The sequence below is a fragment of the Sphingobium sp. LMA1-1-1.1 genome (assembly GCF_040676365.1).
In the GTDB taxonomy this organism is placed as follows: Bacteria; Pseudomonadota; Alphaproteobacteria; order Sphingomonadales; family Sphingomonadaceae; genus Sphingobium.
Map to the genome: position 1 here is coordinate 1 of NZ_JBEGHS010000007.1, position 23,740 is coordinate 23,740.

General features: G+C 62.0%; 23 protein-coding genes, 1 tRNA gene and 1 riboswitch. Of the genes, 10 read left to right on the forward strand and 14 right to left on the reverse strand.

Annotated elements, in window-relative coordinates; genetic code table 11:
• From MRBLMA1_RS07205 to MRBLMA1_RS07220, 4 genes are all read right to left on the reverse strand, one after another.
• A partial coding sequence (locus tag MRBLMA1_RS07205; RefSeq protein ID WP_363735348.1) for an FAD-dependent oxidoreductase occupies positions 1 to 127 on the reverse strand: 127 nt, incomplete at its 3' end.
• 127 nt (positions 128 to 254) lie between these two features.
• Positions 255 to 2,150, reverse strand: a complete 1,896-nt coding sequence (gene htpG / locus MRBLMA1_RS07210) for a molecular chaperone HtpG (protein WP_363735841.1) — start codon at positions 2,148 to 2,150, stop codon at positions 255 to 257.
• Positions 2,151 to 2,508: 358 nt separating this feature from the next.
• Positions 2,509 to 3,021, reverse strand: a complete 513-nt coding sequence (locus MRBLMA1_RS07215; protein WP_363735842.1) for a hemerythrin domain-containing protein — start codon at positions 3,019 to 3,021, stop codon at positions 2,509 to 2,511.
• 365 nt (positions 3,022 to 3,386) lie between these two features.
• A complete protein-coding gene (locus MRBLMA1_RS07220) occupies positions 3,387 to 4,241 on the reverse strand; it encodes a class I SAM-dependent methyltransferase (protein WP_363735843.1) in 855 nt (284 codons plus the stop codon).
• Positions 4,242 to 4,280: 39 nt separating this feature from the next.
• Here MRBLMA1_RS07220 and MRBLMA1_RS07225 point away from each other — a divergent pair, with 39 nt between their 5' ends.
• The 5 genes from MRBLMA1_RS07225 (at position 4,281) to MRBLMA1_RS07245 (ending at position 6,767) form a co-directional block, all read left to right on the forward strand.
• A complete protein-coding gene (locus tag MRBLMA1_RS07225) occupies positions 4,281 to 5,039 on the forward strand; it encodes a ComF family protein (RefSeq protein WP_363735844.1) in 759 nt (252 codons plus the stop codon).
• Positions 5,040 to 5,083: 44 nt separating this feature from the next.
• Positions 5,084 to 5,341 carry a glutaredoxin 3 gene (grxC, locus tag MRBLMA1_RS07230; RefSeq protein WP_133653758.1) on the forward strand — a complete coding sequence of 86 codons (258 nt, stop codon included), beginning with the start codon at positions 5,084 to 5,086 and terminating at the stop codon, positions 5,339 to 5,341.
• Between the two features lie 5 nt (positions 5,342 to 5,346).
• Complete coding sequence (locus tag MRBLMA1_RS07235; protein WP_363735845.1) at positions 5,347 to 6,177, forward strand: carbon-nitrogen hydrolase family protein; 831 nt, start codon at positions 5,347 to 5,349, stop codon at positions 6,175 to 6,177.
• Positions 6,174 to 6,656: a DUF1178 family protein gene (locus MRBLMA1_RS07240; RefSeq protein ID WP_363735846.1), complete on the forward strand. Its 483-nt coding sequence runs from the start codon at positions 6,174 to 6,176 to the stop codon at positions 6,654 to 6,656. The genes MRBLMA1_RS07235 and MRBLMA1_RS07240 overlap by 4 nt, the downstream gene beginning before the upstream one ends.
• Before the next feature lie 34 nt (positions 6,657 to 6,690).
• A tRNA-Arg gene (locus MRBLMA1_RS07245) sits at positions 6,691 to 6,767 on the forward strand.
• A gap of 53 nt (positions 6,768 to 6,820) precedes the next feature.
• On the opposite strand, the gene MRBLMA1_RS07250 is transcribed toward MRBLMA1_RS07245, so the two are convergent.
• From MRBLMA1_RS07250 to MRBLMA1_RS07280, 7 genes are all read right to left on the reverse strand, one after another.
• Positions 6,821 to 8,263 carry a hypothetical protein gene (locus MRBLMA1_RS07250; RefSeq protein WP_363735847.1) on the reverse strand — a complete coding sequence of 481 codons (1,443 nt, stop codon included), beginning with the start codon at positions 8,261 to 8,263 and terminating at the stop codon, positions 6,821 to 6,823.
• A gap of 67 nt (positions 8,264 to 8,330) precedes the next feature.
• Positions 8,331 to 10,475, reverse strand: coding sequence for a TonB-dependent receptor (locus MRBLMA1_RS07255; RefSeq protein ID WP_363735848.1), 2,145 nt, complete (start codon positions 10,473 to 10,475; stop codon positions 8,331 to 8,333).
• A gap of 177 nt (positions 10,476 to 10,652) precedes the next feature.
• A riboswitch (cobalamin riboswitch) is annotated at positions 10,653 to 10,894 on the reverse strand.
• 254 nt (positions 10,895 to 11,148) lie between these two features.
• Positions 11,149 to 11,895: an arsenical resistance protein ArsH gene (arsH, locus tag MRBLMA1_RS07260; RefSeq protein ID WP_363735849.1), complete on the reverse strand. Its 747-nt coding sequence runs from the start codon at positions 11,893 to 11,895 to the stop codon at positions 11,149 to 11,151.
• Positions 11,892 to 12,920, reverse strand: a complete 1,029-nt coding sequence (arsB, locus tag MRBLMA1_RS07265) for an ACR3 family arsenite efflux transporter (RefSeq protein WP_363735850.1) — start codon at positions 12,918 to 12,920, stop codon at positions 11,892 to 11,894. The genes arsH and arsB overlap by 4 nt, the downstream gene beginning before the upstream one ends.
• Positions 12,921 to 12,925: 5 nt before the next feature.
• A complete protein-coding gene (locus MRBLMA1_RS07270; protein ID WP_363735851.1) occupies positions 12,926 to 13,462 on the reverse strand; it encodes a GNAT family N-acetyltransferase in 537 nt (178 codons plus the stop codon).
• A complete protein-coding gene (gene arsC, locus MRBLMA1_RS07275; protein ID WP_363735861.1) occupies positions 13,459 to 13,872 on the reverse strand; it encodes an arsenate reductase (glutaredoxin) in 414 nt (137 codons plus the stop codon). The genes MRBLMA1_RS07270 and arsC overlap by 4 nt, the downstream gene beginning before the upstream one ends.
• Before the next feature lie 10 nt (positions 13,873 to 13,882).
• The gene (locus MRBLMA1_RS07280) at positions 13,883 to 14,212 is read right to left on the reverse strand and encodes an ArsR/SmtB family transcription factor (protein ID WP_363735852.1); all 330 of its coding nucleotides are present in this window, start codon (positions 14,210 to 14,212) and stop codon (positions 13,883 to 13,885) included.
• Between the two features lie 288 nt (positions 14,213 to 14,500).
• On the opposite strand from MRBLMA1_RS07280, the gene MRBLMA1_RS07285 reads away from it, so the two are divergent.
• Positions 14,501 to 14,728 carry a hypothetical protein gene (locus MRBLMA1_RS07285; RefSeq protein ID WP_363735853.1) on the forward strand — a complete coding sequence of 76 codons (228 nt, stop codon included), beginning with the start codon at positions 14,501 to 14,503 and terminating at the stop codon, positions 14,726 to 14,728.
• Positions 14,729 to 14,787: 59 nt separating this feature from the next.
• Here MRBLMA1_RS07285 and MRBLMA1_RS07290 read toward each other — a convergent pair whose 3' ends face one another.
• Positions 14,788 to 15,249, reverse strand: coding sequence for a winged helix-turn-helix transcriptional regulator (locus MRBLMA1_RS07290; protein ID WP_363735854.1), 462 nt, complete (start codon positions 15,247 to 15,249; stop codon positions 14,788 to 14,790).
• 67 nt (positions 15,250 to 15,316) lie between these two features.
• On the opposite strand from MRBLMA1_RS07290, the gene MRBLMA1_RS07295 reads away from it, so the two are divergent.
• Positions 15,317 to 16,234: an aromatic alcohol reductase gene (locus MRBLMA1_RS07295; RefSeq protein ID WP_363735855.1), complete on the forward strand. Its 918-nt coding sequence runs from the start codon at positions 15,317 to 15,319 to the stop codon at positions 16,232 to 16,234.
• Between the two features lie 121 nt (positions 16,235 to 16,355).
• Here MRBLMA1_RS07295 and MRBLMA1_RS07300 read toward each other — a convergent pair whose 3' ends face one another.
• Positions 16,356 to 17,369, reverse strand: a complete 1,014-nt coding sequence (locus tag MRBLMA1_RS07300; RefSeq protein ID WP_363735856.1) for a LacI family DNA-binding transcriptional regulator — start codon at positions 17,367 to 17,369, stop codon at positions 16,356 to 16,358.
• 182 nt (positions 17,370 to 17,551) lie between these two features.
• Between MRBLMA1_RS07300 and MRBLMA1_RS07305 the strand changes: the two genes are divergently transcribed.
• The 3 genes from MRBLMA1_RS07305 (at position 17,552) to MRBLMA1_RS07315 (ending at position 23,327) form a co-directional block, all read left to right on the forward strand.
• Positions 17,552 to 19,777, forward strand: a complete 2,226-nt coding sequence (locus MRBLMA1_RS07305) for a TonB-dependent receptor (protein ID WP_363735857.1) — start codon at positions 17,552 to 17,554, stop codon at positions 19,775 to 19,777.
• Between the two features lie 137 nt (positions 19,778 to 19,914).
• Positions 19,915 to 22,068, forward strand: coding sequence for a beta-glucosidase family protein (locus MRBLMA1_RS07310; RefSeq protein ID WP_363735858.1), 2,154 nt, complete (start codon positions 19,915 to 19,917; stop codon positions 22,066 to 22,068).
• Between the two features lie 308 nt (positions 22,069 to 22,376).
• The gene (locus tag MRBLMA1_RS07315) at positions 22,377 to 23,327 is read left to right on the forward strand and encodes a glutathione S-transferase family protein (protein ID WP_363735859.1); all 951 of its coding nucleotides are present in this window, start codon (positions 22,377 to 22,379) and stop codon (positions 23,325 to 23,327) included.
• Positions 23,328 to 23,519: 192 nt separating this feature from the next.
• Here MRBLMA1_RS07315 and MRBLMA1_RS07320 read toward each other — a convergent pair.
• A partial coding sequence (locus MRBLMA1_RS07320; RefSeq protein ID WP_363735860.1) for an FCD domain-containing protein occupies positions 23,520 to 23,740 on the reverse strand: 221 nt, incomplete at its 5' end.

Genomic DNA, 23,740 nt, shown 5'->3' on the forward strand with positions numbered 1-23,740 from the left:
CATAGGGCGGATCCTTCTCATCGCCGATCATCCCGATCGACCCTTCAAAGCCAAGCTGCCGCAGCGATATCCCCGCCTGGGCACCAGCATGACCCGCGCCCACGATCAGAACGTCATAATAACTCATCGACGCACTATCCCCTCACTTCCTGTTGCGGCGTGCTTGGCGCGCTTTCGCAGGGCTGGCAAGCGGATTGTCGCTCCGTGCCGCTGCGACAGGGACGGTGGCCGGGACGGTCCCGGCCACGCATACCTTATTTGATCGCGCCGCCGATCAGCCGGGCGAGGCGCGCGGAAAAGGCTCGTGGATCGGTTGGCAGTTCGCCGTCCACGATCCGCGCTTCGTCCAGCAGCAGCCAGGCCGCGTCCTCGCGCAGTTCGCTGTCCTCGGCCAGGGTACCGAGTTTCGTGATAAGGTCATGGCGCGGATTGATTTCCAGCACCGGCTTTGCCGTGTTGTCGAGCCGGCCGGCCCCGGCCAGCAGCTTCTCCAGCTGGCGGTCCATCGCGTTGTCGGGCGCGACCAGGCAGACAGCGCTTTCCGTCAGCCGTTCCGATGCGCGGACATCGGACACTTCCTCCCCCAGCACGCCTTTCAAATAGGCGATGAAGCCGTCGACCTCCACCGATGGCTGCCCGGCGGGTGCATCGCCCTCCGCCGACGGGATCAGGCTCAGCTCGGCCAGCCCCTGGGTCACCGACTTGAACGGCTTGCCCTGATAATCGACGCCGGCCGTGACCCAGAAACTGTCCACCTGGTCGGTGAGCAGCAGCACTTCGATGCCGCGGGCGCGGAATCCCTCCAGTTGCGGCGAGGAGGCGAGCCGGTCGAGGTCGACCCCGGTGGCATAATAGATCGCCGTCTGATTCTCCTTGATCGCCTCCACATAGTCCTTGAGCGAGCGCCATCCTTCGCCTGATGCCGTGCTCTTGAACCGGGCGAGGCCAAGGAGCGCCTCTCGCCGGGAGAAATCCTCGTACAGCCCCTCCTTCAGGACCGCGCCGAAATTGTCCCAGAATTTGAGATAGGCGTCCGCATCCCTGTCGGCCAGCTTGTCCAGTTCGGAAAGGATGCGGTTGGCGACCCCCTTCTGGATGGCGGCAAGAACGGGGCTTTCCTGGATCATCTCGCGCGAGACGTTGAGCGGCAGGTCGTTGCTGTCGACCAGCCCGCGCATGAAGCGCAGGTAGCGCGGCACGATCTGCGCCTCGTCCGTGATGAAGACGCGGCGGACATAGAGCTTCATCCGCCCGGCGCGGTCCGGATCGAACAGGTCGAACGGACGAACGGAGGGGAGGAAGGCAAGGACCGAATATTCGTGCAGCCCCTCGGCGCGATAATGGAGGGTCAGCGCAGGTTCGTCGAACTGGCCCGCCGTGCTGCGGTAGAAGTCGGCATATTCCTCCGCCGTGATGTCGGACCGGGGACGGGTCCAGAGGGCGGCGCCATCCGCGATCTGCTTCTCCTCCGCTTCCGGTCTTTCCTTGAGGAAGATGGGAACGGGGACATGGCCCGACTGCGCGGTGATGATGCGCTGGGCGGTGAACTGTTCGGCATAGCCGGCCGCCTCTTCCTTGAGGTGCAGGACGATGCGGGTGCCGCGGGCCGGGGCCTCCGCCGGATCGACAAGCTGGATGGTGTAGCTGCCGAGCCCGTCCGACGCCCAGTGCGCGGCGACATCCACCCCGGCGCGCCGGGAAAAGACGTCCACCTTGTCCGCGACCATGAAGGCGGAATAGAAGCCCACGCCGAACTGGCCGATCAGTTGCGCGCCTTCCCCCTCCTTCGCGCCTTCCCTGGCCGCCGCGACGCGCTCCATGAAGGCGCGGGTGCCCGACCGGGCGATGGTGCCCAGCGCCTCGACCAGCTCGACCTCGCTCATGCCGATGCCGTTATCCTCGACGATGAGCTGGCGCGCGTCGGGATCGAGCGTGACGGTGATGCGCGGCTGGCCGTCCTCCCCGGCGAGTGCGGGATCGCTCAGCAGTTCGTAGCGCAGCTTTTCGCAGGCATCGGCCGCGTTCGAGATCAGCTCGCGCAGGAAGACGTCCTTGTCCGAATAGACCGAGTGCACCATCATGTGCAGCAGGCGGGCGACGTCGGCCTCGAAGGAACGGGTTTCGGGTGCGGTGCCGGTCGTGGTGGTCATGGCAGTATCAAAAGCTCTCCCCAATGGAATCCGAACCGCCAGATGGCGGGCGCAGGGACGGCTTTCAAGGCCTGTAACCTTTCAAGGCCCGTAAACTCTGCCTGGCCCCACAGGCAGGAAGGCAGGGTGGGGGAGACGGGTCAGCCGCGCTGCCTGGCAGCGCACGCCTTGCGGATTTCTTCCCTGGCACGCGCGGCGAAATAGGATGCGTCATCATGGCGGGACACCGGCTCTCTCCTTTGTCTTTTTCCCGCCATGATAGTTGGATCGGGCAGGCGCGCCCATCACCCAGCTTAGTGGGAATCGGTCTTTCCAAGGCCGGCTGAAGCAGAAACCCCGGCCGGCCAAACCCGACCCGTCAGGCGGGTACCAACTGGATGACGCGCGGCCGGGCGGGGGGAAGGCCGCCATTTTCCGCTTCCTTCAACAATTTCTCCTTGCGGGCGAGCATTGCGTCGCGAAGCTGGACCAGGTTCACGTCGGTCTTCCGGCATTGAGCGAACATGCCCTCGCCCCGCATTTCTTCTTCATGGACATGGTGCTTGATCTCTTCGGAGAGCACCTTGACCTTGGCATCGAAGAAATCGTCCGAAGGATCGCCTTCCTCTATGTCGTTGACGAGCAGCTTGGCGCCGTCATGCTCGACATAGGCCTCATCCAGCGTGTCATCCTCTATCTTGCCGCGAAAGGCGGGGTAGAAGATCTCCTCCTCGATCATCGTATGGATCTTGAGTTCCAGGCAGATCTCCCGCGCCAGCGTCTTCTTGCGCGCCGATGATCCGGCCTTTTCGAACTGTTCGAACAGATCCTCCACCTTGCGGTGGTCCGCTTTCAGAAGGGCGATCGCGTCAGTGAACTGCTGATTGGCCATGGTCTTCCTCCTCCTTGGATACTCATTCCGGTGGAAGTCGCCAGCCATGCGTCGGTTCCCGGGGACAGGTTCAAAAAAGCGCAATCCTGCTACCCGGCACACGAAGAGGGAGGATCGCAAGGGCTATCGCCCGGCGCTCCGCCGCGACTTACTCATGTCAGCAGCCCGGCGTTTTGCCGCCTTTCGGGCGAGCTTCAGCGGAACGGCGGAGTTGATGAACTGGTTGCTGCCTGATCGTTCGAGGAAGGGCAGCATGATGGATGACGCACCGCTCACCATGGCGAAACAGGATGATGCGGCGGCGCAGGCCGCAGACAGGCTGGTGGAGGCGAAGGGTGACGATCGACCGGCCGCGCGAAGATCCTCTACGATCCCCCCGGCGGCTTCAGCGCCTCGGCCAGCGAGACGGTCGCGCTGCCCCGCCGCGCGGGCTGGGCCTGGCTGGGATCCGCCTTCCATCCGCTGAGATAGAGGACCGCCATCTGTTCCGCCGTCCGCCCATCGCCATCCGCGGCCGCGGCGAAATGCCCTGCGGCCGCGATCAGCGTGTCCCTTCGCAGCGCCGGCGGGCGCGAGGCCAGCACATTGCCGGCGCCCATTCCCCGAAGATCGTGCATCAGCCGCAGCATATCGCCATAGCGCACCGTCAGCATGTCACCATCCGCCACCGGCATGGTGAAGCCCGCGCGCGCCAGCAGGTCGCCCGCGGATCGCACATCGACCTGCGGGTGGATATGCTGCCCCGCGCGGTCCCCTTCGCCCGCCAGCAATGCGGCGCGCAGCCGGGGCAGGGACCCGCCGCCCGCGAAAGCCGCCAGCATCAGGCCGTCGGGACGCAATATCCGCCGCATCAGGATCAGCGCGCCGGGCAGGTCGTTGACGCTGTCCAGCGTCCCGCAGGCGATCACCAGGTCGAAACTGTCGTCGGCAAAGGGCAGGGCGTCCTCGTCGGCCTGCACGCCGCCTCCCGCCCTGGCCGCCGCGAAACCGGGGTCGACGCAAACCACGCTCTTGCCCATCGCCTCCAGCGCTGCCCTCGCGCTGCCGTCGGGACAGCCGATCACCAGCACTTCCTTCAACTCGCGCTGCACGTCGCCCAGCCGGTCGAGCAGTTCGTCCAGCATCATGCGATAGAAAAAATCATGCTCGGCAAAACGCGCCATCATCCGGTCGCGTCGTTTCGCGCGCAAGGCTCTGTCGAAGATGTCGCTGTTGGTCATGGGGCCTTGTGCATGGGCGAAGGAGCGGGGACAAGGGAGATGATGTCCCGCCTCCCGCTGCACAAGTGCGTTCCGCTTCTGAAGACCGCGCTCCGCCCGATTGTCGATTATGCCTTGCCGCCGCGCTGTCCCGGCTGCGGCGAGATCGTGGATGCGGAAGATGCTTTCTGCCTGGCCTGTTGGAGCGGGATGCGGTTTCTGGGCGCGCCCTGCTGCGCCAGTTGTGGATTGCCTTTTGAATATGATCAGGGGGAAGGGGCGGAATGCGGTGCCTGTCTGGCTGATCCGCCGTCCTATGACAGTGCGCGGGCGGTGCTCGCCTATGGCGACGTCGCCCGCGCCGTAGCGCTGCGCCTGAAATATGGGCGGCGCGTCGGCCTTTCCCGGCTCATTGCGAAGCAGATGGTCCGGCACGTCCCTGCCGTCCAGGACCCGGTCATCGTGCCGGTTCCCCTGCACCGTTGGCGCCTGTGGTGGCGCGGCTTCAACCAGTCGGCGCTGATCGCCCGTCATCTCGCGCGGTTGACTGGCTTGCCCGTCGACAGCCACGCTCTCCTCCGCACCCGGCGGACCCGGCCGCTGCGCGGGATGACGCCGAAGGCGAGGGCACGGGCGGTCCGCGGAGCGTTCGCCCTGGCGCCGGCCCATTACTTCAAGGGCCGTGCGGTTCTGCTGATCGACGATGTGCATACCAGCGGTGCCACGGCGGCGGCCTGCGCCAAAGCCCTGAAACGCGGCGGCGCCGCAAGCGTTCATCTGCTGTGCTGGGCGCGGGTGGTGCCGGATGCCACCGATTGACAAACAGCCGCCAAACCACAATTTCGACGATCAAGGAGCAAAATATGGCGAAGGTCGAAATCTATACCAAGGCCTGGTGCGGCTATTGCGCCCGGGCGAAGGCCCTGTTGAGCGACAAGGGCGTCGCATTCGAGGAATATGACATCACCATGGGTGGTCCGAAGCGGCAGGAAATGCTGGAACGCGCCAATGGCGGGGCGACGGTGCCGCAAATCTTCATCGATGGCCTGCATATCGGCGGCAGCGACGACATCGCGACGCTCGACCGGCAGGGCAAGCTCGACGCATTGCTGGAGGCATAGGCGAAATGCGCGCGGCCATGTTCCAGATGACCAGCGGGATCGATCCTGCCGCCAATGCCGCCGCCATTGCCGATATGGCAGCGCGCGCCAAGGCGGATGGCGCGGACATGCTCTTCACTCCGGAAATGGCGGGCTATCTGGACCGGGACCGGAAAAGGGCAGCGGCGACCCTGCATTCGGAGGGGGATGACCCGGTCCTCGCGGCCGTGCGCGAGGCCGCCGCCAAGCAGGGGTTGTGGGTCCATCTCGGCTCCACCCCGTTGAAAGACGAGCGCAGCGACGGCCGTTGGGCCAATCGCAGCTTCATGATCGACGACAGTGGCGAGATCCGCGCCCGTTACGACAAGATACATCTGTTCGATGTCGACCTGGCGACGGGCGAAAGCTGGCGGGAATCGTCGGTCTATGGACCGGGCGAGCGGATCGTGGCGGTCGATACGCCATGGGCGCGCATGGGAATGTCGGTCTGCTATGACATGCGCTTTCCCGATCTTTATCGTGCGCTTACCAATGCGGGTGCGACGGTGTTGCTGATGCCAGCCGCGTTCACCGTGCCGACGGGAAAGGCGCACTGGCACATCCTGCTGCGGGCGCGGGCCATAGAGGCGGGCTGCTTCGTCGTTGCCGCCGCGCAGACGGGCCGCCATGCCGACGGCCGCGAGACATATGGACACAGCCTGGTCGTCGATCCATGGGGGGACATCGTGCTCGACATGGGTGAACCAGCCGGCCTTGCTCTTGCAGAGATCAACCTGTCGCGCGTAGAGGACGTCCGCGGGCGGGTGCCTGCGCTCGCCAACAGGCGATCCTTGCCCATGGATGTTACGCTATCGTGATCGTTTTCGACCTTAAATGCGAATCCCAAGGACATGTGTTCGAGGCATGGTTCGGTTCCAGCGCCGATTATGAGGATCAGAAGGCGCGGGGATTGATAGCCTGCCCGCTTTGCGGCGATGAACATGTGGGCAAGGCGGTGATGGCCCCCGCCGTCGCGCCCAAGGGCAACAGTCGCCCGGAAATCGTGCCGCAGGCGGCTTCCTCCGATGATGCATCCATCGCCATGGGCGCCGGGGAAGAGGCGAAGATGCGTGAATTGGTGCTCGCGCTCGCCAAGGCGCAGCAAAAGGCGCTGGAGGATTCAACCTGGGTCGGGCGCGATTTCGCGGAACAGGCCCGTGCCATGCATTATGGCGAGCAGGACCGCGCCAGCATCCATGGCGAAGTGGCGCTCAACGAGGCACGCGCCCTGATGGCGGAAGGGGTGGAGGTCGCGCCACTGCCTTTTCCGGTGCTGCCCCCCGAAGCGAAGAATTGACCGCGCCCCATTCGCAGAATAGAGCCGTCGACGGGCACCCGTAGCTCAGCAGGATAGAGCATCAGATTCCTAATCTGAGGGCCATGGGTTCGAATCCCGTCGGGTGCACCACTCCTTTCCAAAAATCCTCAGTGCCCGGGAGACCGGCGGACGGTCCGAATTACTCACGCGTTATCCGTGGGTTGTGAGGGTGTGTTTTGCTCTGGCGCAATTGGAGACCAGATTGCCCTGATGACGCAGGCGCGGCCAATGCCCGACATTCGCCGGTCGGTTGGCCGCCCTAAGCGCCGCATCCCGATCACAATGCCGCTCACCGAGATGATTGCCCCGACAATCAACCAAACCCACATCCATATATCCCAAAGGGGCCGTTGACGGATGAGCACATCGAAATCCCAGCGATGCAGCCCATCGAACAGCCAGCGATAGAGGCGGCGGCGAGCGTCCATGTCGCGCAGCACCTCGCCTGTGCGGGGGCTGATATAGACCCAACTGTCATTCATGTCGGCGAAGCGAATGCGCAACACCGGCAATTCCACGCTTCCCTTGGCTTCATACCAATAGGCATCGGACTTGGTGAGCCAGTCGGCCGCTTCCATCCGAGCGTCGGGAACCAGCCGATGGGCGGCACGGATCAGGCGGCGTGGCTCGAGCTTCACCGGCTTCAAGCTCCGCGCATCGAGGATCGCATCCTGTCCACTCGGTCGGGAGAAGATCAGCAAAGGCGTGCTGTCGGTCCATATCAGCCGCATCTGACGCGCGCCCGCAGCCTCTGGTGTGCTGCCGACATGCTGCCAGTCCAGCGCAGGGGGCATCCCTGCTCCGGCATAAGCGGCACGAGCCGCATCGCTCAGACCTTTGCTGGCGAACCAGCGGTTGGGATCGACGGAGAGCCAGCCGCTGACGATCCATGCGACCAACAGGGTGCCGCCGAGCAACCCCGCGACATGATGCCACCGCTGCCAGCCGCGATAGGGCGAAATCCGCCCGCCCTTGTAGCGGCGGCGCAGCCGCATACGCAGCACCCCGATCCACATGCCGCTGACCGCCCCTATGATGCTTGCCCCGGAGGTCCAGAGGATCACCTGCCTCCACAGTGGCTGGTCCTGACGCAGCACGGTCGGATAAATCCAGTGGGGAACCGATCCGAGCCAGTTCCAGAAACGCTCTGCCCGGATCGTGTCCAGCACCACCGTTCCGGTGGTCGATGCGATGTAGAGGACCAACCCATCTGGCCGGTCGAGCGTCACCTTCCACAATGGCCGATAGCGGTTAAACCCGCTGCCAACCGTCCATTGATCCCGCTCGATCAGATCCACGGCGGAGGCAGGCGCTTTGCCGAACGCGGCAGCGATGCCGCCAGCCTGGCGAGCCGTGACAGGAGCGATGGCGCGCCCGCTCATTGCCGCCGCCGCCCCGTCGTGCAGCCAGACGGGACCGTCCAACCCTTGTTGCAACACGGCGTCGGCCTGAACACTCCCATGGACCTGCTTCCAGTCGATGGGTGCCAATCCCGCCAGCCGCTCCTGCTGGGTCAGCGACGGGAAAGGCACATACATCATGACGATGCCCGACAGGAACCACATCGCCAGCAACAGGCATGTCACTATGCCCAGCCAGCGATGGGTCAGATACAGCCATCGCTTGCCGCGATGACGCCACCGGGCGCGTGCGTCAGAAATGAGCCGTCACCGAAATGTCGATGGAACGGGGGCGGCCCAATATCCACTGCTCGTCATTATAGGTGGTGGTCGCATAATCCTTGTCAAAGAGATTATAGACCCGCAGGTTCGCCGCGAGATTGGGGGTGAACGCATAGGTCAACCCCGCATCCACCACGGCATAGCCCGGCACCCGGTGGCTGTTGGCGTTGTCCGAGAAGCTCCGGCCGACATAGCGCAAACTGGCATTGGCCCGCAGCGCGTCAATGGGCGCCCAATAGACGGACAGGTTCGCCGCTACTTCAGGCACATTGGGTGGCGTGTTGCCGGTATAGCTGGTGCCGCCGCTGATGAAGTCATCGAAATTAGCGTCCAGCACTGTGCCATTCGCGTCGATGCCGAAGCGGTCGGTCAGTTGCAGCGTCACCGAAGCCTCCACACCCTTGGCGGACCGCTGGCCGATCTGTTCTATGGGACTAGTCGGCGTCTGCTGCGCCACCAGCTTCTTCTTGACGATACGATAGGCCGCCAGAGTGGCGCTGCCCTTGCCATCGAGGAACATGGCCTTGATGCCGCCCTCGACTTGATCGCCCGTCGCGTTGGTGAAGGCGAACTGGGTCGCATTGGTGGTGAAGGTGGTCAGCGTGCCGAGCGGATCGACGCCGGTCGAATATTGCCCATAGAGCGAGATGTTGGAGGTCGGCTGATAGACGCCGCCGATCCGCCAAGTGGTATTGCGGAATTTCCGATTGGTCGCGCCATTGGGAAAGGCATTGACCTCGCTGATGCTGCCGTCCGGGTTATAGACGATGTTCCAGCGTTGCACCTTGTCCCGCTCGTGCCGGATGCCTGCGACCACCGAAAGCTGATCGGTCAGAGCCAGGCGGTCTTCGGCAAAGACGCTATATTCGTTGGTCCGCGTGCGATAGCGGGGCGCGATGCCCTGCGTGTCGTAGAACAGGCCCGGATCGAAGTCGAAGGGATCGACAGCATCCTCCTGTGGGTCCGATCCGAAATCATTGGAATAAGTGAGCTTGATGAGATTGGCGTCGAAGCCGACGACCAGATCGTTTTTCAGGCCCGCAATCGGCTTGCTGATGCGGATGGTCGCCTGATCGCCATATTGGGTCTGGTCATGGAAGATGCCCAGATTGTCCATTCGGTTGATCAGGCCGGTGTCGTCATTGTAGAAATAGCTTTCCAGATTTTTGAACAGACGCTTGCTGGTAAGGCGATAGGCGGCGTTGGAGAGGGTGATGCCGTCGGCCACCGTCCAGTCGGCGGTCAGCGTGGTCCGATTGTCGCGATAGTGCAGGCTGGCGTCGGCGACATTATAGTTGCGCCGCTGGTTGTCCTTCACCAACGCCCCGTCGATCAGCGGCGTGCCGAAATATTCCATCGGCCGCTGATTGCCATAGTCGTTGCGCAGGGTGAGCGTGAAGCTGTCGCTTGGCCGGAAGCGCAGCGCGCCCGAGAGCGCGAGGCTCTTGGAATGGCCACGGTCGACATACCCGTCCGACGCCCGGTAGCTGGCGTCGATCCGGTAGGAGAGCATCTCGCCCAGCGGTCCACCGACACCTGCTGCTGCGCGCCAGCTATCCTGCGAGCCATATCCTGCTTCCGCGTCAAATTCGGTGCGTTCGGCATTGGGGGATCTGGTGATGATGTTCACCGCGCCGCCCAGCGCGCCCTGTCCGTAGAGCACGGAGGCGGGGCCGTTCAGCAATTCGATCCGCTCGACATTCCACGGGTCGGTGGGGAAGGTGATCGTGCCCGCAACCGGGAACAGCCGGACGCCATCAACCAGTTGCAGCACTGAACCCTGACCGGAAAAGCCGCGCAGCGACAGGGCTGTGCCGCCATTGCCCGGATTGGCGGAGGTGGTGACGCCCGGTGCACGGGTTACGGCCGACATTATGTCCAGATCGCCGCGAGCGCGGATCGCGTCGCCATCAATCTGCGCGACGCTGGCTGGCGTTTCGAGCGCGGTCAGCCCCAGGCGCGATCCGGTTTCCGTCTCCTGGAGCAATGCTCCCGGCCGAACGCCCGACACGATGATTTCGGCTGAGCTATCCGCGGCGGTTTCCGCGGCGGCCTGCTGCGTCGTGGTGGCGGCCAGCCCGGTGGCCAGCCAAAATCCTACATTTTTCCATTCCATTGCATGTCTTCCCGGCGTCACGCGACATTCGGGTGGAGACGTGCCGCCAGCGACGGTCGGCGCACGTCAGCAGCCGGACGCCATAGAGCGACCGCCACGCGAACCGATGCGGTCTCCACCGCCCGTTCGTCGCTCAAACGGAAAGATACCGTGCCTTGGCCATCCCCTGGACCGGGCAAGAGCGACCAGACGCTGGCAGGTCTCCTGGCTCGCGGGTCATAGCTTGATGCACGGCCTTCCCAGACCTCGCAGGATTTAGCGTCCGGTCCAGTGGCTGCCTCCTCACACTGGAGGAAGCGATATGCATCGCGCTCGCCGCTTACAGTTGCAGGGACAGCCCCGGATTTGGATGGCCGGAGCCATCCTCACCGCGTTCCCTTTTAAGCCTCTTTCGAGGCACCGGCGCGATCATGCCCGGGACGACGAAGCCGTCGTCCCGGGCAGAGGTGCGTTAGCGGGAGGGTCAATGCTCCGCAAGAGCCTAATCTCACGCCGCCGCGAGACCGAGCCAAGGCGAGATGGCCGATATCCGCATGAGAACCAGGCGCTTAACCAGCGACAACAGGACACGGGATATCGCGAGCATGGGCCAGAACCCGGCTGAGTCCGTCGTACAGCCGGATGCCATGGTTGCTGATCCTGATTTTCGCCGTGCCGGGCTGCTAGCCGTCAATCAAGATTGCGGCGCTATCGCGACTGCCGAATGGTCAGACTCGGCATCAACCGAAATTCCGGCTTCCTTGCGCTCGGAATAGCGATCCACAAGTTGCGCCGCATGCGGTCGCATAAGTACCGTAAAGCGGACCAATTCCTCCATCACATCGACGATGCGCTCGTAGTAGCTCGACGCCCGCATCCGGCCGTCTTGGTCGAACTCCTTGTAAGCCATCGCCACCGACGATTGGTTGGGGATCGTGAACATCCGCATCCAGCGACCCAGCAGGCGCAGCGTGTTGACGGCATTGAACGATTGGGAGCCGCCGGACACCTGCATGACTGCAAGCGTCCGCCCTTGCGTCGGCCGCATCCCGCGAATCTGGAGCGGCAGGTGGTCGATCTGCGTCTTCATGATGCCGCTGATCTGGCCGTGCCGCTCCGGGCTGCACCAGACCATGCCTTCCGACCACAGCGCATGCTCGCGCAATTCATGCACCGCAGGGTGATCGTCTTCCGCCACCTGATCTGGCAGCGGCAGGTCGCTGGGATCGAAGATCCGCGTCTCAGCACCGAAATATTGCAGCAGGCGGGCGGCCTCTTCCACGGCGAGGCGAGAGAAGGAGCGCTCTCGCAGCGAGCCGTAGAGCAGTAGAAAGCGCGGAGGCGGTTGGTCCGGTCCGAGGCCAGTGGCGGGACGAGCCAGCGCAAAGGCCTTGTCCAAGGCAGGCAGATGATCGGGGGCGGTGAGTTCACGCAATCTCATGCGGCAATGGCTTTCTCATACCAGGGACGGGTTCGCTTCACCAAGGCGACAATGGACAGCATCACCGGCACTTCCACCAGCACGCCTACGACCGTTGCCAGCGCGGCGCCGGAGGTGAGCCCAAAGAGGCTGATGGCGGCGGCCACTGCCAGTTCGAAGAAATTGGAGGCGCCGATCAGCGCCGAAGGGCCGGCGACGCACCACGCCACGCCGAAACGGCGGCTGAGCCAGTAGGCGATGCCGGCGTTGAGATAGACCTGAAACAGGATCGGCACGGCAATCAGCGCGATCACCAGCGGTTGCCGGATGATCTGCTCACCCTGGAAGCCGAACAGCAGCACCAGCGTCAGCAGCAGGCTGGCAAGGCTGATCGGGCTGATGGCGGACAGGAAATGCTGAAGTCCCTTCTCGCCGCCGCGAAGAAGCGCTCGGCGGAGCAGTTGGGAGATGATAACCGGGACGACGATGTAGAGCCCCACCGACAGCGCCAGTGTGTTCCACGGCACGGTGATTGATGCCACGCCCAACAGCAGGCCGACGAGCGGTGCGAAGGCAAAGATCATGATCAAGTCGTTCAGTGCCACCTGGCTCAATGTGTAGTTCGGCTCACCGTCGACAAGGTTCGACCAGACGAAGACCATGGCCGTGCATGGCGCTGCGGCCAGCAGGATCAGGCCCGCAATATAGGACGAGGATGCGCCTGCCGGCAGTATCGGGACGAACAAATAGCGGAGGAAGAACGTCCCGAGCAGCGCCATCGAGAATGGCTTGATCGCCCAGTTCACCACAAGGGTGACGCCGATGCCGCGCCAGTGTTGCCGAAGGCTATGCAGCGCGCCGAAATCGACCCGCAGCAGCATCGGGATGATCATCAACCAGATCAGCGCCGCAACGACGAGGTTGACGTTGGCGATCTCCAGCGCTGCGATGGTCTCGAAGGCGCTCGGGAGCAAATGGCCAAGACCGATCCCGATCGCGATGCACAGGGCCACCCACAGCGAGAGATAGCGTTCGAACAGCGACATGGTCGTCAGTCCTTCCCGGAAGCAGCCGGCGCGGTCGCGATGCCGCCGCCCAAGGGAAGCTGCATGTAAACCGTGTCGAGCCAGCGGCCTGCCTTCCAGCCCATGCCGGTGAGGCGACCGACATGCTCAAAACCGCAGGACGCGTGGAGCGCTACGGAGGCAGGTTCACCCCCGCCGATGACGGCGACCATCTGCCGGAAGCCATGGGCTTCAGCGGCCTTCAGCAAGGCCATGAGGAGCAGCTTGCCGATGCCGCTACCGCGCCTGTCGTGCGCCACGTAGATGCTGTTCTCGCAGGCATAAGCGTAGGCCGGCCGATCGCGGAACTGCGTGGCGTAGGCATAGCCCACCACCTCAGATCCATCGCAGGCAACAAGGAATGGCCAGTCTCGTCCGGTCAGCGTTCGTATCTTGGCTTCGGTTTCCTCCTCTGTCGGTGGCACGATTTCGTAGGTTGCCGTGCCGTGCAGGACGTGATGCGCGTAGATGGCGGCAATGGCACCGGCATCGCCGATCGTTGCGTCGCGAACCGAAAGGGTCATCGCCTCGTCGCTTCCACGACTTCGCCGTCTTCCTTGACAAATGGGCAGCGCTGCCCGGCCGGCAGCAGATCCAGGACTTCTTCGGAAGGCCGGCAGAGCTTCACACCCAGCGGAGACACCACCAGCGGACGGTTGATGAGGACGGGATGCTCCATCATCGCGTCGATCAGCGCGTCATCGGCCAGGCTTTCGTCGCCCAGGCCCAGTTCGGCAAAAGGCGTGCCTTTCTCGCGCAGCAGGGCGCGCGGGGTGATGCCGGCCCGATCCATGAGTTGCACCAGGAGCGCGCGGCTTGGCGGCGTCTTCAGATACTCGACCACATGGGGTTCGATGCCCGCATTGCGGATCATGGCCAGGGCATTGCGAGAGGTTCCGCAAAGCGGGTTATGGTAGATCACGATATCGGTCATCATCGCCTCTTCAGCAGCAGATAAGTTCGGCCAGCAGCGGCTCGCACAGTTCGGCGCGTCCCTGGCAGCAATCCTTGGCCAGATAGACCATCAGTCCGCGCAACGCGTCGAGATTGGCGCGCTGGATTTGTTGGCGGCCACGCTTCTCCGACAGTACCAGTCCAGCTTTCACCATGACGGCGAGGTGCGTTGAGAAGGTGCTCTGGGTCAGGCCGGAGGCCTCGACCAGCTCGCCGGTCGACAGGCCGTCAGGCTCATGTCGGATCAGCAGCCGAAACGCATCAAGACGCGTGGGATGGCCAAGAGCCGAGAGGACCGAAAGTGCTTCGCTGGTGTCCATGCATCGTAATTATCCGATGCATTTGGCCTCGTCAAGGATGCATCGAATATTTCCGATCAGTTCCCCAATTATCCGGTCAGTGACAGTATGGATCAGCCTCAAAATTGAAGGCGCATTCTGGAATCGGCTAATTCTGGGCAACCGAATTGCAAAAGCGGACCGACCGGACCTGGGAACGGAAAATCAGGAACTGGAGCAACTTGCGGAATTTGCCCTCGTCGGACGCGGGCGATTGCTGCGGGTGGGAAGTGTTCTCATGCGGTGCCGACAGGGCGCCGTCGTCCAAGATTGCAAATTTGCATCGGTACGCCAAATAATGGCGGTGCGGTCGTTACGGCTGGCGGCCTGATCTTCATCGCGGCGGCGACGGACGATTTGTTCAAGGCCATCGACATGAGGACCGGTAAAATCCTCTGGCAGCAGGCGCTCCCCGCCGGCGGTCAGGCGGCGCCGATGGTCTATGAGCAGAATGGGCGTGAATATGTCGTCCTGATGACCGGGGCCATCACTTCATGAAAACGCCGATCGGCGATCAGGTAATCGCCTGGGCGCTCCCTGTCGCGAAGGACGGGGTTCTATGACGCCTTGCCCAGCTGAAGGCTGTCGAATGTCTCCCGGGCCTTCCGAAACCGCTCCGCATTCTCGACGATCCATGTCCATAGAGGGACCATCCGGACAAGCAGCTCAAGGCCGGAATCGGACAGCTGATATTCGACGCGAGGGGGCACCTCCTCGAAATCGTGGCGGATCACCAATCCGTCGCGCTCCAACTGGCGAAGGGTGCGCGTCAGCATCCGTTGCGTAACGCCATGCATGCGCCGGCCGATTTCCGCATGGCGCAGTTGGCCGTACACGCCGAGCGTGTGAATGACGCCCAGCGACCAGCGATTGCCGGCATGGGCCAGAACCTCTCGCCGCAAGCCGTCGTCGTCGTCTCTCAGGCCGTCGCAAACGGTCTGGGAATATTCGAGAATGTCCTCCGGATTCAATAATCCGGCCCCAGTATCACGCATGTGCCTTCTTTCGCGCTTGTCCATGGATCGCCATATCAAGGCGGCAACCAATGCTGAATAGGTCAGAATTATGAATGATGCAGTTTCCATCGTGAAGTCACGGAACATTCTCGTGCTGGGGGCCGGCGAACTGGGCCTGCCAGTCTTGCGTAACCTGGCGCGTCGCGCAAAGGACGTCGATGGGGCCAGGATCAGCGTGTTGCTGCGCGCCAGTGCCGTCGAGTCCGACGTGCCCGAAAAGCAGCGGGATGTCGCCGAAATCCGTGATCTGGGTATCGAGATCGTCGTGGGCGATCTGGTGACAAGCTCGATCGATGAACTGGCGTCCGTATTTTCGCGCTATGACACGGTGATCGGATGCGCGGGCTATGCCGCCGGGATCAACACGCCCATGAAATTGGCCAAGGCTGCTTTGCAATCGGGCATACCGCGTTACTTCCCGTGGCAGTTTGGCGTCGATTTCGAAGCGATCGGTCGTGGCAGCCCGCAGGATATCTTTGACGCCCAGCTCGACGTGCGGGAATTGCTGCGCTCGCAGAGCAAGACCGAGTGGGTCATCATTTCCACCGGCATGTTCATGAGCTATCTGTTCGAACCGGAATTCGGCGTCGTCGATCTGAAGAACGGCGCAGTCCATGCCCTTGGCAGCCTCGACACCGCGGTGACGCTGACCACGCCCGATGACATCGGGGTGCTGACCGCGGAAATCGTGTTTTTCGAACCGACCATCCGCAACGAGATCGTATTCCTTGCGGGCGATACCGTCACCTATGGCGAAGTCGCGGACAAGCTGGAAGCTGCCCTTGGCCGTCCCTTCAGCCGGTCGGAATGGACTGTACCCTTCCTGATGGAAGAACTGGCCCGCGACCCGCAGAACATGATGCGGAAATATCGCGCCGCCTTTGCCCAGGGACGCGGCGTCGCCTGGGACAAGGCCGGGACGTTCAACCAGCGCAATGCCATTCCGGTTACCGACGTGGCGGCGTGGATCGGTTCCAACCTCGCCTGAAGCGATTTCCATGCGATCGGAACCGATCGCGGGCCAGGAAATCGGTGATGGCAAGAAATCCGGAGCGGTCGATCTGATTCAGTCAGGTCGACCGCTTTGTTTCCTTGTTTACCGCCATGGCTCAGCCGGAGGTGCTTTGCCGGATGATCAGTTCCACCCCATGTTCGATGCATCGGGGTTCGTCCGAGGTTCGATCCAGCAGCAATTGGGTCGCCGAATAGGCCTGATCGACGACGGATTGCCGGACGGTGGTGAGCGGCGGCCAGATCAATCGGGCAATGTCATTGTCGTCGAAGCCGGTCACCGCGATATCCTGCGGTACCCTGATCCCCATTGTGCCCAACACGCTGATCACACCGGCAGCCATTTCGTCATTGGCGGCGCAGATGACGGTCGGCCATTCCTTGCGGTCCCTGGCCAGCATGTGGCGGGTGGCCTCTGCTCCGGATATGTAGCTGAAGTCGCCATGGGCGAACAGTACGGAAGACCAGTCGACGCCATGGTGATGCAGTCGTTTCCGGAACGCGCCGGCGCGGATTTCCGAGGAGGCGTGGCCCTGAGCCCCTGCGATATATCCGAATTTGCGATGGTTGAGGGCGACGAGGTGATCGACAAGCGCGGATATGCCGTCCTCGTCGCGTGAAATCACGGCATTGGTTCTGCCGATGTCGCGCGCCGGCGACATGCGCACGGTGCGCACCCCGCGACGTTCGAGCATGTCGAGCAATTCCTGGTCGTCGGCCAGGAGCGGGATCAATATGGTGCCTGCGATCCCGACATTGTCGATAAAATTCGCCATGCTGGCGGCGATATGCTGGTCGTCGGGCGAAAATTCCTCGAAGGTCAGATATGTTCCTGCCTGCCGGCATGCCATCGACACGCCCCGCACCACATCGGCAACATAGCGTGGCCAGGGGTTGCTATTGACGATCGCCACGAGCAGGGACCGGTCGCCGCGCAGCGCGCGGGCGGCCAGATTGGGACGAAAATTCAGCTCTTCAACGGCGCGCCTGACCTTTGCGGCGGTTCGCTCCGACACGCCTGGCTCACGATTGATCACCCGCGAAACGGTGCGGGCCGCCACCCCGGCGAGGGCGCCGACATCGTGCAGCGTAGGCTTGGTATCGATAGGCATGTCGTGAGCCTTCGCGTAGGCCGGCTTTTTTGTCAACGTTGACCGATCCTTGCCAGTGGCTCGAGCCTGAGAATGTCAACGTTGACATTTTCGATATTGTCAACGTTGACATGCGCTGTTAGGAAATTGCGCTGTCGACGTCAGGGGCGACAAATTTCACCTTAAAAAAGGGGATGTTCTCGATGAAAATTCGCACGGCCTATGTTTCGGTCACCGCGCTTGCCGCAGCGCTTTCCTTTTCGCTTCCGGCCTTCGCCCAAGCGGGCGCGGGTGCAGCACTGCCGGACGGGGAAATCGTCGTCACCGCGACCCGTAACGAGACGCTTGCGTCGAAAACGCCTGTTGCCCTGACGGCCGTCAGCGGCGACGCCCTGCTATCGGCCGGCGTCACCAACCCGACCAGCCTTGGCGAACAGGTGCCCAATCTGTCGATCGACCGTAATAACGGCCTGCAGATCACCATTCGCGGCGTCAGCAGTTCCGACGGCACCGAAAAGGGTGATCCGTCCGCCGCTTTCATGGCCGACGGCATCTATATCGCCCGTCCTCAGGTCCAGGAAGTCAGCTTCTTCGACGTCCAGCGCGTCGAGGTGCTGCGCGGTCCGCAGGGCACGCTGTTCGGCCGCAACACCACGGCAGGCCTGGTCAACATCATCACGAACAAGCCCAAGCTGGGAGAGTTCAGTGGTTCGATCGACGCTACATATGGCAATTTCGACACGCAGCAGCTGACCGGAGTCATCAATGTCCCGGTAAGCCAGGGGATAGCGATCCGCGCCGCGGCCAATTACGATCGCCGCGATAATTATCTGGTTGCCGGGCCGAACTGGAATGCGCGCCTGGACCCGTTCAAGAAGAACTTCTCCGGCCGGCTCTCCGCCCTGTTTGATCTTGGTTCTGGTGAACTCGTCCTGCGCGGCGATTATTCGGCTATCAAGGGTACGGGATACAATACGGTTCCCGTCAGCAACTTCTACGCCGATTATCAGACGACCGGCGTTGACCCGCTGTACATTGCGAATGGCAGCAGTTCTGCGGAAAAGCGGACGTTGAACGCGCCCTTCAGCGGGCCGATCGGTTCCGACAACTCGACCTGGGGCATCCAGGCCGATCTCAGCTATGATCTTGGCCCTGTCACTCTGAACTATCTGGGTTCCTACCGTGAGTTCAAGCGGCACGAAGACGGCGCGTTCCTCGTCGATGGCGGCGGCGCTACCATCGCGAATCCCTATGATGGCAGTTACTGGCAAAACAGTCAGGAGCTGCGCTTCTCGACCAATGGCGACGGTCCAATCAAGGCGCAAGCTGGCATTTATTATTTCAAGGAGAAGTCAGCAATCGCGAGCTACCTGCTTGGATTCCTGACGCCGACGCCCGGCGCCACCGGTTACGCTTTCGGTGTCGAGCAGGATCCGACCATTGCCGAATCCTGGGCTGGTTTCGGTCAGCTGACCTACAGCATCACCCCATCGCTACGGCTCACCGGCGGCATCCGCTATTCGCATGACAACAAGTCGCGTATCGGGCAGTTCGTCCAATGCGGCACGATCGCCTGCGGGCAACCCACCGACCTTAGCACGCCGAACATTGCGCATCGCAAATTCTCCAAGACAACCTGGCGGATCGGCGCGGATTATGATGTGAACGACCGGACGCTGCTTTATGGTGTTATTGCGACCGGATATAAAGCTGGCGGCTTCAACGATGGTTGTGAACAGGGTACGAACAGTGGCTGCACTGTACCGGCCGGAGCGCTCTATTATAATCCTGAAACGCTTACTTCTTACGAAGCGGGCCTCAAGACGCGTTTCATGAACAATGCCGTTCGCCTGAATGCATCGGCATTCCACTATGACTATAAGAGCATACAGCTCAGCCAGTTCTCCGACACGCTGTGTGGCACGCCGTGCCGCGTCACCACCAATGCCTCGTCCGCCAAGATCGATGGCGTTGAACTGGAGGGCGTCATCATGCCGGTTGCGACCAGCAAGTTTGATTTCTCCTTCTCCTGGCTGAACGCGCGTTATGGCTCCTTCATACCAGCGCCGGGATTTGACTGGTCGGGCAAGAAGCTGGATCGGTCGCCGACCTTCGTCGTCACCGCGGGCTATATGCAGACGTTCAATCTCGCCAATGGCGGCAATGTCCAGGCCGGGGTGCGTACGCGGCTTTCGGATGACTATCGCCTCGCTTCGCTGAGCACGGTGAACCAGTTCCGCGTGCCCAGCAATACACGGACCGATCTGCTCTTGACGTACAACGCGCCGGATAACGGCTGGTACCTCCAGGGCTTTGTCCGGAATGTGGAAAACAGCATCGTCGTCACCGCGGCGCAGACCGGCATCTTCGCCTCCGCGCAGCTTGCCGATCCGCGGACCTATGGCGTCCGGGCCGGCGTCAACTTCTGATCCCTGGGATGCCGGGCCTTCGTTCTCCCCCGAAGGTCCGGCAAACATTCATCCAGAATACTTTGGATTGGGAGAGGGCGGTGCCTGCTCATCCAGCCGGCTTCCCCTTCCCCCCTGTTGAAAAGGAATGGCCTTTAATGCGTGCCCTGCTGGCGCTTTCGGTGCTTGTTCTTTCGTCCCCGGTCATGGCGCGTGGCAAGGCAGAAGAGCCAGACCAGAAGGCGGCGCGCCTGGAAGCGCAAATGACCGACGCGGAAAGAATCGGTTTGCTGTCGGCGATCATGCCGATCCCGCTGGCAGGGGTTGAAGTCGACATACCCCCCGGGGTGCCGTTCACGGCCGGCTACGTGCCCGGCATCGCAAGGCTGGGCGTACCGCCGCAACTGTCGACGGACGCCAGTCTGGGCGTCGTCAACCCCGGCCAGCTTCGCGTGGGGGATGTTGCGACCGCCATGCCTTCGGGACTGTCACTCGCATCATCCTTCGATCCCATATTGGCCGAACGGGTCGGCGTGACCATCGGGGCGGAAGCGCGGGCCAAGGGCTTCAACATCCTGCTCGGCGGGGGCATGAACCTGACCAGGGATCCGCGCAACGGCCGCAATTTTGAATATCTGGGGGAGGATCCGCTGCTTGCGGGCATGCTCGCCGGCTATTCCATTCGTGGCATCCAATCGCAGGGCGTCGTCTCAACGATCAAGCATTTCGTCCTCAATGCGCAGGAAACGCAGCGGAACACCGCAAATGCCGTCATTGCCGAGAGCGCGCTGCGGGAGAGCGACCTGCTGTCGTTCAAGATCGGGATAGAGATCGGCCAGCCGGGCGCGGTGATGTGCGGCTATAATCTCGTCAATGGCCAGAAGGCCTGCGGCAACGCGCATCTTCTGGACGATATCCTGAAGGGCGAGTGGAAATATCCCGGCTGGGTCATGTCTGACTGGGGCGCGGTGGGTGACGTATCCTACATCAATGCGGGGCTTGACCAGCAAATGGGTCGCCAGCTCGACGAGCACCCCTGGTTTACCGAGCCGCTCACGGCTGCGGTAGCGAAGGGGGACGTATCGAAGACCCGGTTGTCCGATGCTGTCCGTCGCGTGCTGCGCAGCCTGTTCGCCATCGGCATTTCCGATGCCTATTCCACCCAGCCGATCGATTACAAAGCCCATGCGAAGACGGCCCTGGAAGCGGCCCGCGAAGGGATCGTCCTCCTCAAGAATGAGGGCATTTTGCCGCTGGCCGCGAGCGCGAAGTCGATCCTGGTCGTTGGCGGCAATGCAGATTTCGGCGTGCTGTCGGGCGGCGGGTCCAGTCAGGTCACCCCCTCGAACGGCGAGATGCGCGTTCTCAAGGGCGGCGAGGGGCCGGTCGAACTGTTCAATCGCCAATCCTATTTTCCCGATGCGCCGATCGCGGCCCTGCGCGCTGCCCTGCCCCAGGCCAGCATCAGCTTTCAGACCGGCTATTCGGCTGAAGTCGCCGCCGCCTTTGCCGCGCGTGCCGATATGGTGATCCTCTTTGCGACCAAATGGGAAGGCGAGTCCTACGATTCCGGGTCCTTGTCCTTGCCGCAGGGGCAGGAGGATCTGATCCGGACGATCGCTGCCGCCAATCCCAATCTTGTCGTCGTCCTGGAAACAGGCAATCCGGTGACGATGCCCTGGCTCGACAAGGCGAAGGCGGTCGTTCAGGCTTGGTATCCGGGGCAGGAAGGCGGACAGGCGATAGCGGATATATTGACGGGGCGGGTCAATCCCTCCGGTCACTTGCCGATGACCTATCCAGCTTCGCTTGATCAATATCCCCGCCGCGCATTGCCGGGCCTGGGCCTGCCGGACAAGACGCCGGTGGAGGTCGATTACAGCGAAGGCGCGGATGTGGGCTATCGTGCCTTTGCCCGCTCGGGAGAAAAGCCGTTATTCCCGTTCGGCCATGGCCTGAGCTACAGCAAGTTCAGCCTGTCCGGACTGTCTGCGGTCAGGGGAGAGAAGCTCCGGCTGAGCTTCACGATCAGGAATGTCGGCGACCGGGCAGGGGCCGATGTGCCGCAACTCTATATGGTGGGGCGCAATGGCGAAAGGCTGCAACGCCTGATCGGGTTTCAGAGGGTCATGTTGAATCCGGGGGAAAGCAAGGCGATCACGCTGACGGTCGATGACCGCCTGCTGGCGAACTGGGGGGACGGCCAGTGGTCGATGCCTGCCGGCAGTTATAGCTTCGCACTTGGCGAGGACGCCGAAAGGCTGGAAAAGCCGGTCACGATCCGCCTGGGCGAAAAGCACTGGAAGGATTGAAGGCGATCGAGTTGTGCGTCGAACGCGCGGTCGATGGTGCGCATGGGCGCTTCAGTCTCGCGTCGTTCCAATGAATGTACGACTCGACTTCATCAAAAAAATCGACAAAATACGTATTATTGCATGAACTATCGCTCAAATGTGGGGAAATTGAAATTCATCGATATGATGTGATGTCGACGATGAGTGTGGATTGACCTGGTGATGGCGGAATTATCGGCCCGTCGCCCCTGTCCTTGCGCTTCAATTCGTTCCACCCAAGATTGCGGCCCCGCCACGATCGAGCAGACAGACAATGGGATGATGGCATGGGACTTCTGATTGACGGCGTCTGGCATGAGCAGTGGTATGACACTTCTTCCACTGGCGGCCGTTTCATCCGCAAGGACAGCATTTATCGCAATTGGGTCACAGCGGATGGATCCGCTGGGCCAAGCGGCAGTGCAGGCTTTGCTGCCGAAGCCGGGCGATATCACCTATATGTCAGTCTTGCCTGTCCCTGGGCCCACCGCACGTTGATCATGCGGGCACTCAAGGGGCTGGAAGACATGGTCAGCATTTCTGTAGTCAACTGGGTGATGCGTGAACAAGGCTGGACCTTTGCCGATGGTCCGGGGGTGATTCCGGATCCTGTTCACGGGGCGCTTTTTCTGCGGGAAATTTATACTGCCGACGACCAGCACTATACAGGGTCTGTCACGGTACCCATTTTATGGGACAAAAAGAACGGGAAAATCGTCAACAACGAGTCTTCCGAAATCCTCCGGATGTTGGGCTCCGCCTTCGATGGTCTTGGAGCCAAGCCTGGCGATTATTATCCGCAGCCGCTGCAGGCGGAGATCGATGCGCTCAACCAGCGGATCTACGATACGTTGAACAATGGCGTTTATCGGGCTGGCTTCGCCACTAGCCAGGAAGCCTATGCAGAAGCGCTTGGCCCGCTGTTCGAAACGCTGGATTGGCTCGAAAACAGGCTTTCGTCCCATCGCTTCCTTATGGGCGAACAGTTGACTGAGGCCGATATCCGTTTGTTCCCTACACTGATACGCTTCGATCCGGTCTATGTCGGTCACTTCAAATGCAATTTGCGCCGGATCGTCGATTACCCGAATCTGTGGCGCTACACGCGTGAGATTTATCATCTGCCCGAAGTCGCCAAGACTGTGAACATGCAGCACATAAAGGGCCACTATTACCAAAGCCATCCGACGATCAACCCGACCGGTATCGTTCCCCTGGGACCGAAGATCGAATATTAGAGCGAGCTTCGATTTGATCGGATCAGATCGGTAATCCAAACTCTCTGTCTTCCGCGATTTCCTGACCAGCGATCGTCTGGAATTGCTCCAGGAAACAGGCAATCGACATTCGGCCCAGGGCATCTTTCGAATGTTTGAAGCAAGTCCTCTGCCTCGCTTCAATTTTCGTGCTTCCAGGACTTCCCTATTCTTTCACGGATTGAGCGATGTGTTCGTGATCGCTTCGAAGGTCTGGGTGTAGTGATGCTGGAGCAGGGTGATCGCGCGATCGGCGTCGCGATTGATACATGCATCGACCAGATCGCGATGTTCCTGCAGCTCATTGCGCTCCAGGACCTGCTCCAGCGCGAGAAGACGGTAGCGTTCCGCGGCGTCGAACAACTGGCCGCTGATCCGCTTGATCCACCGGCTGC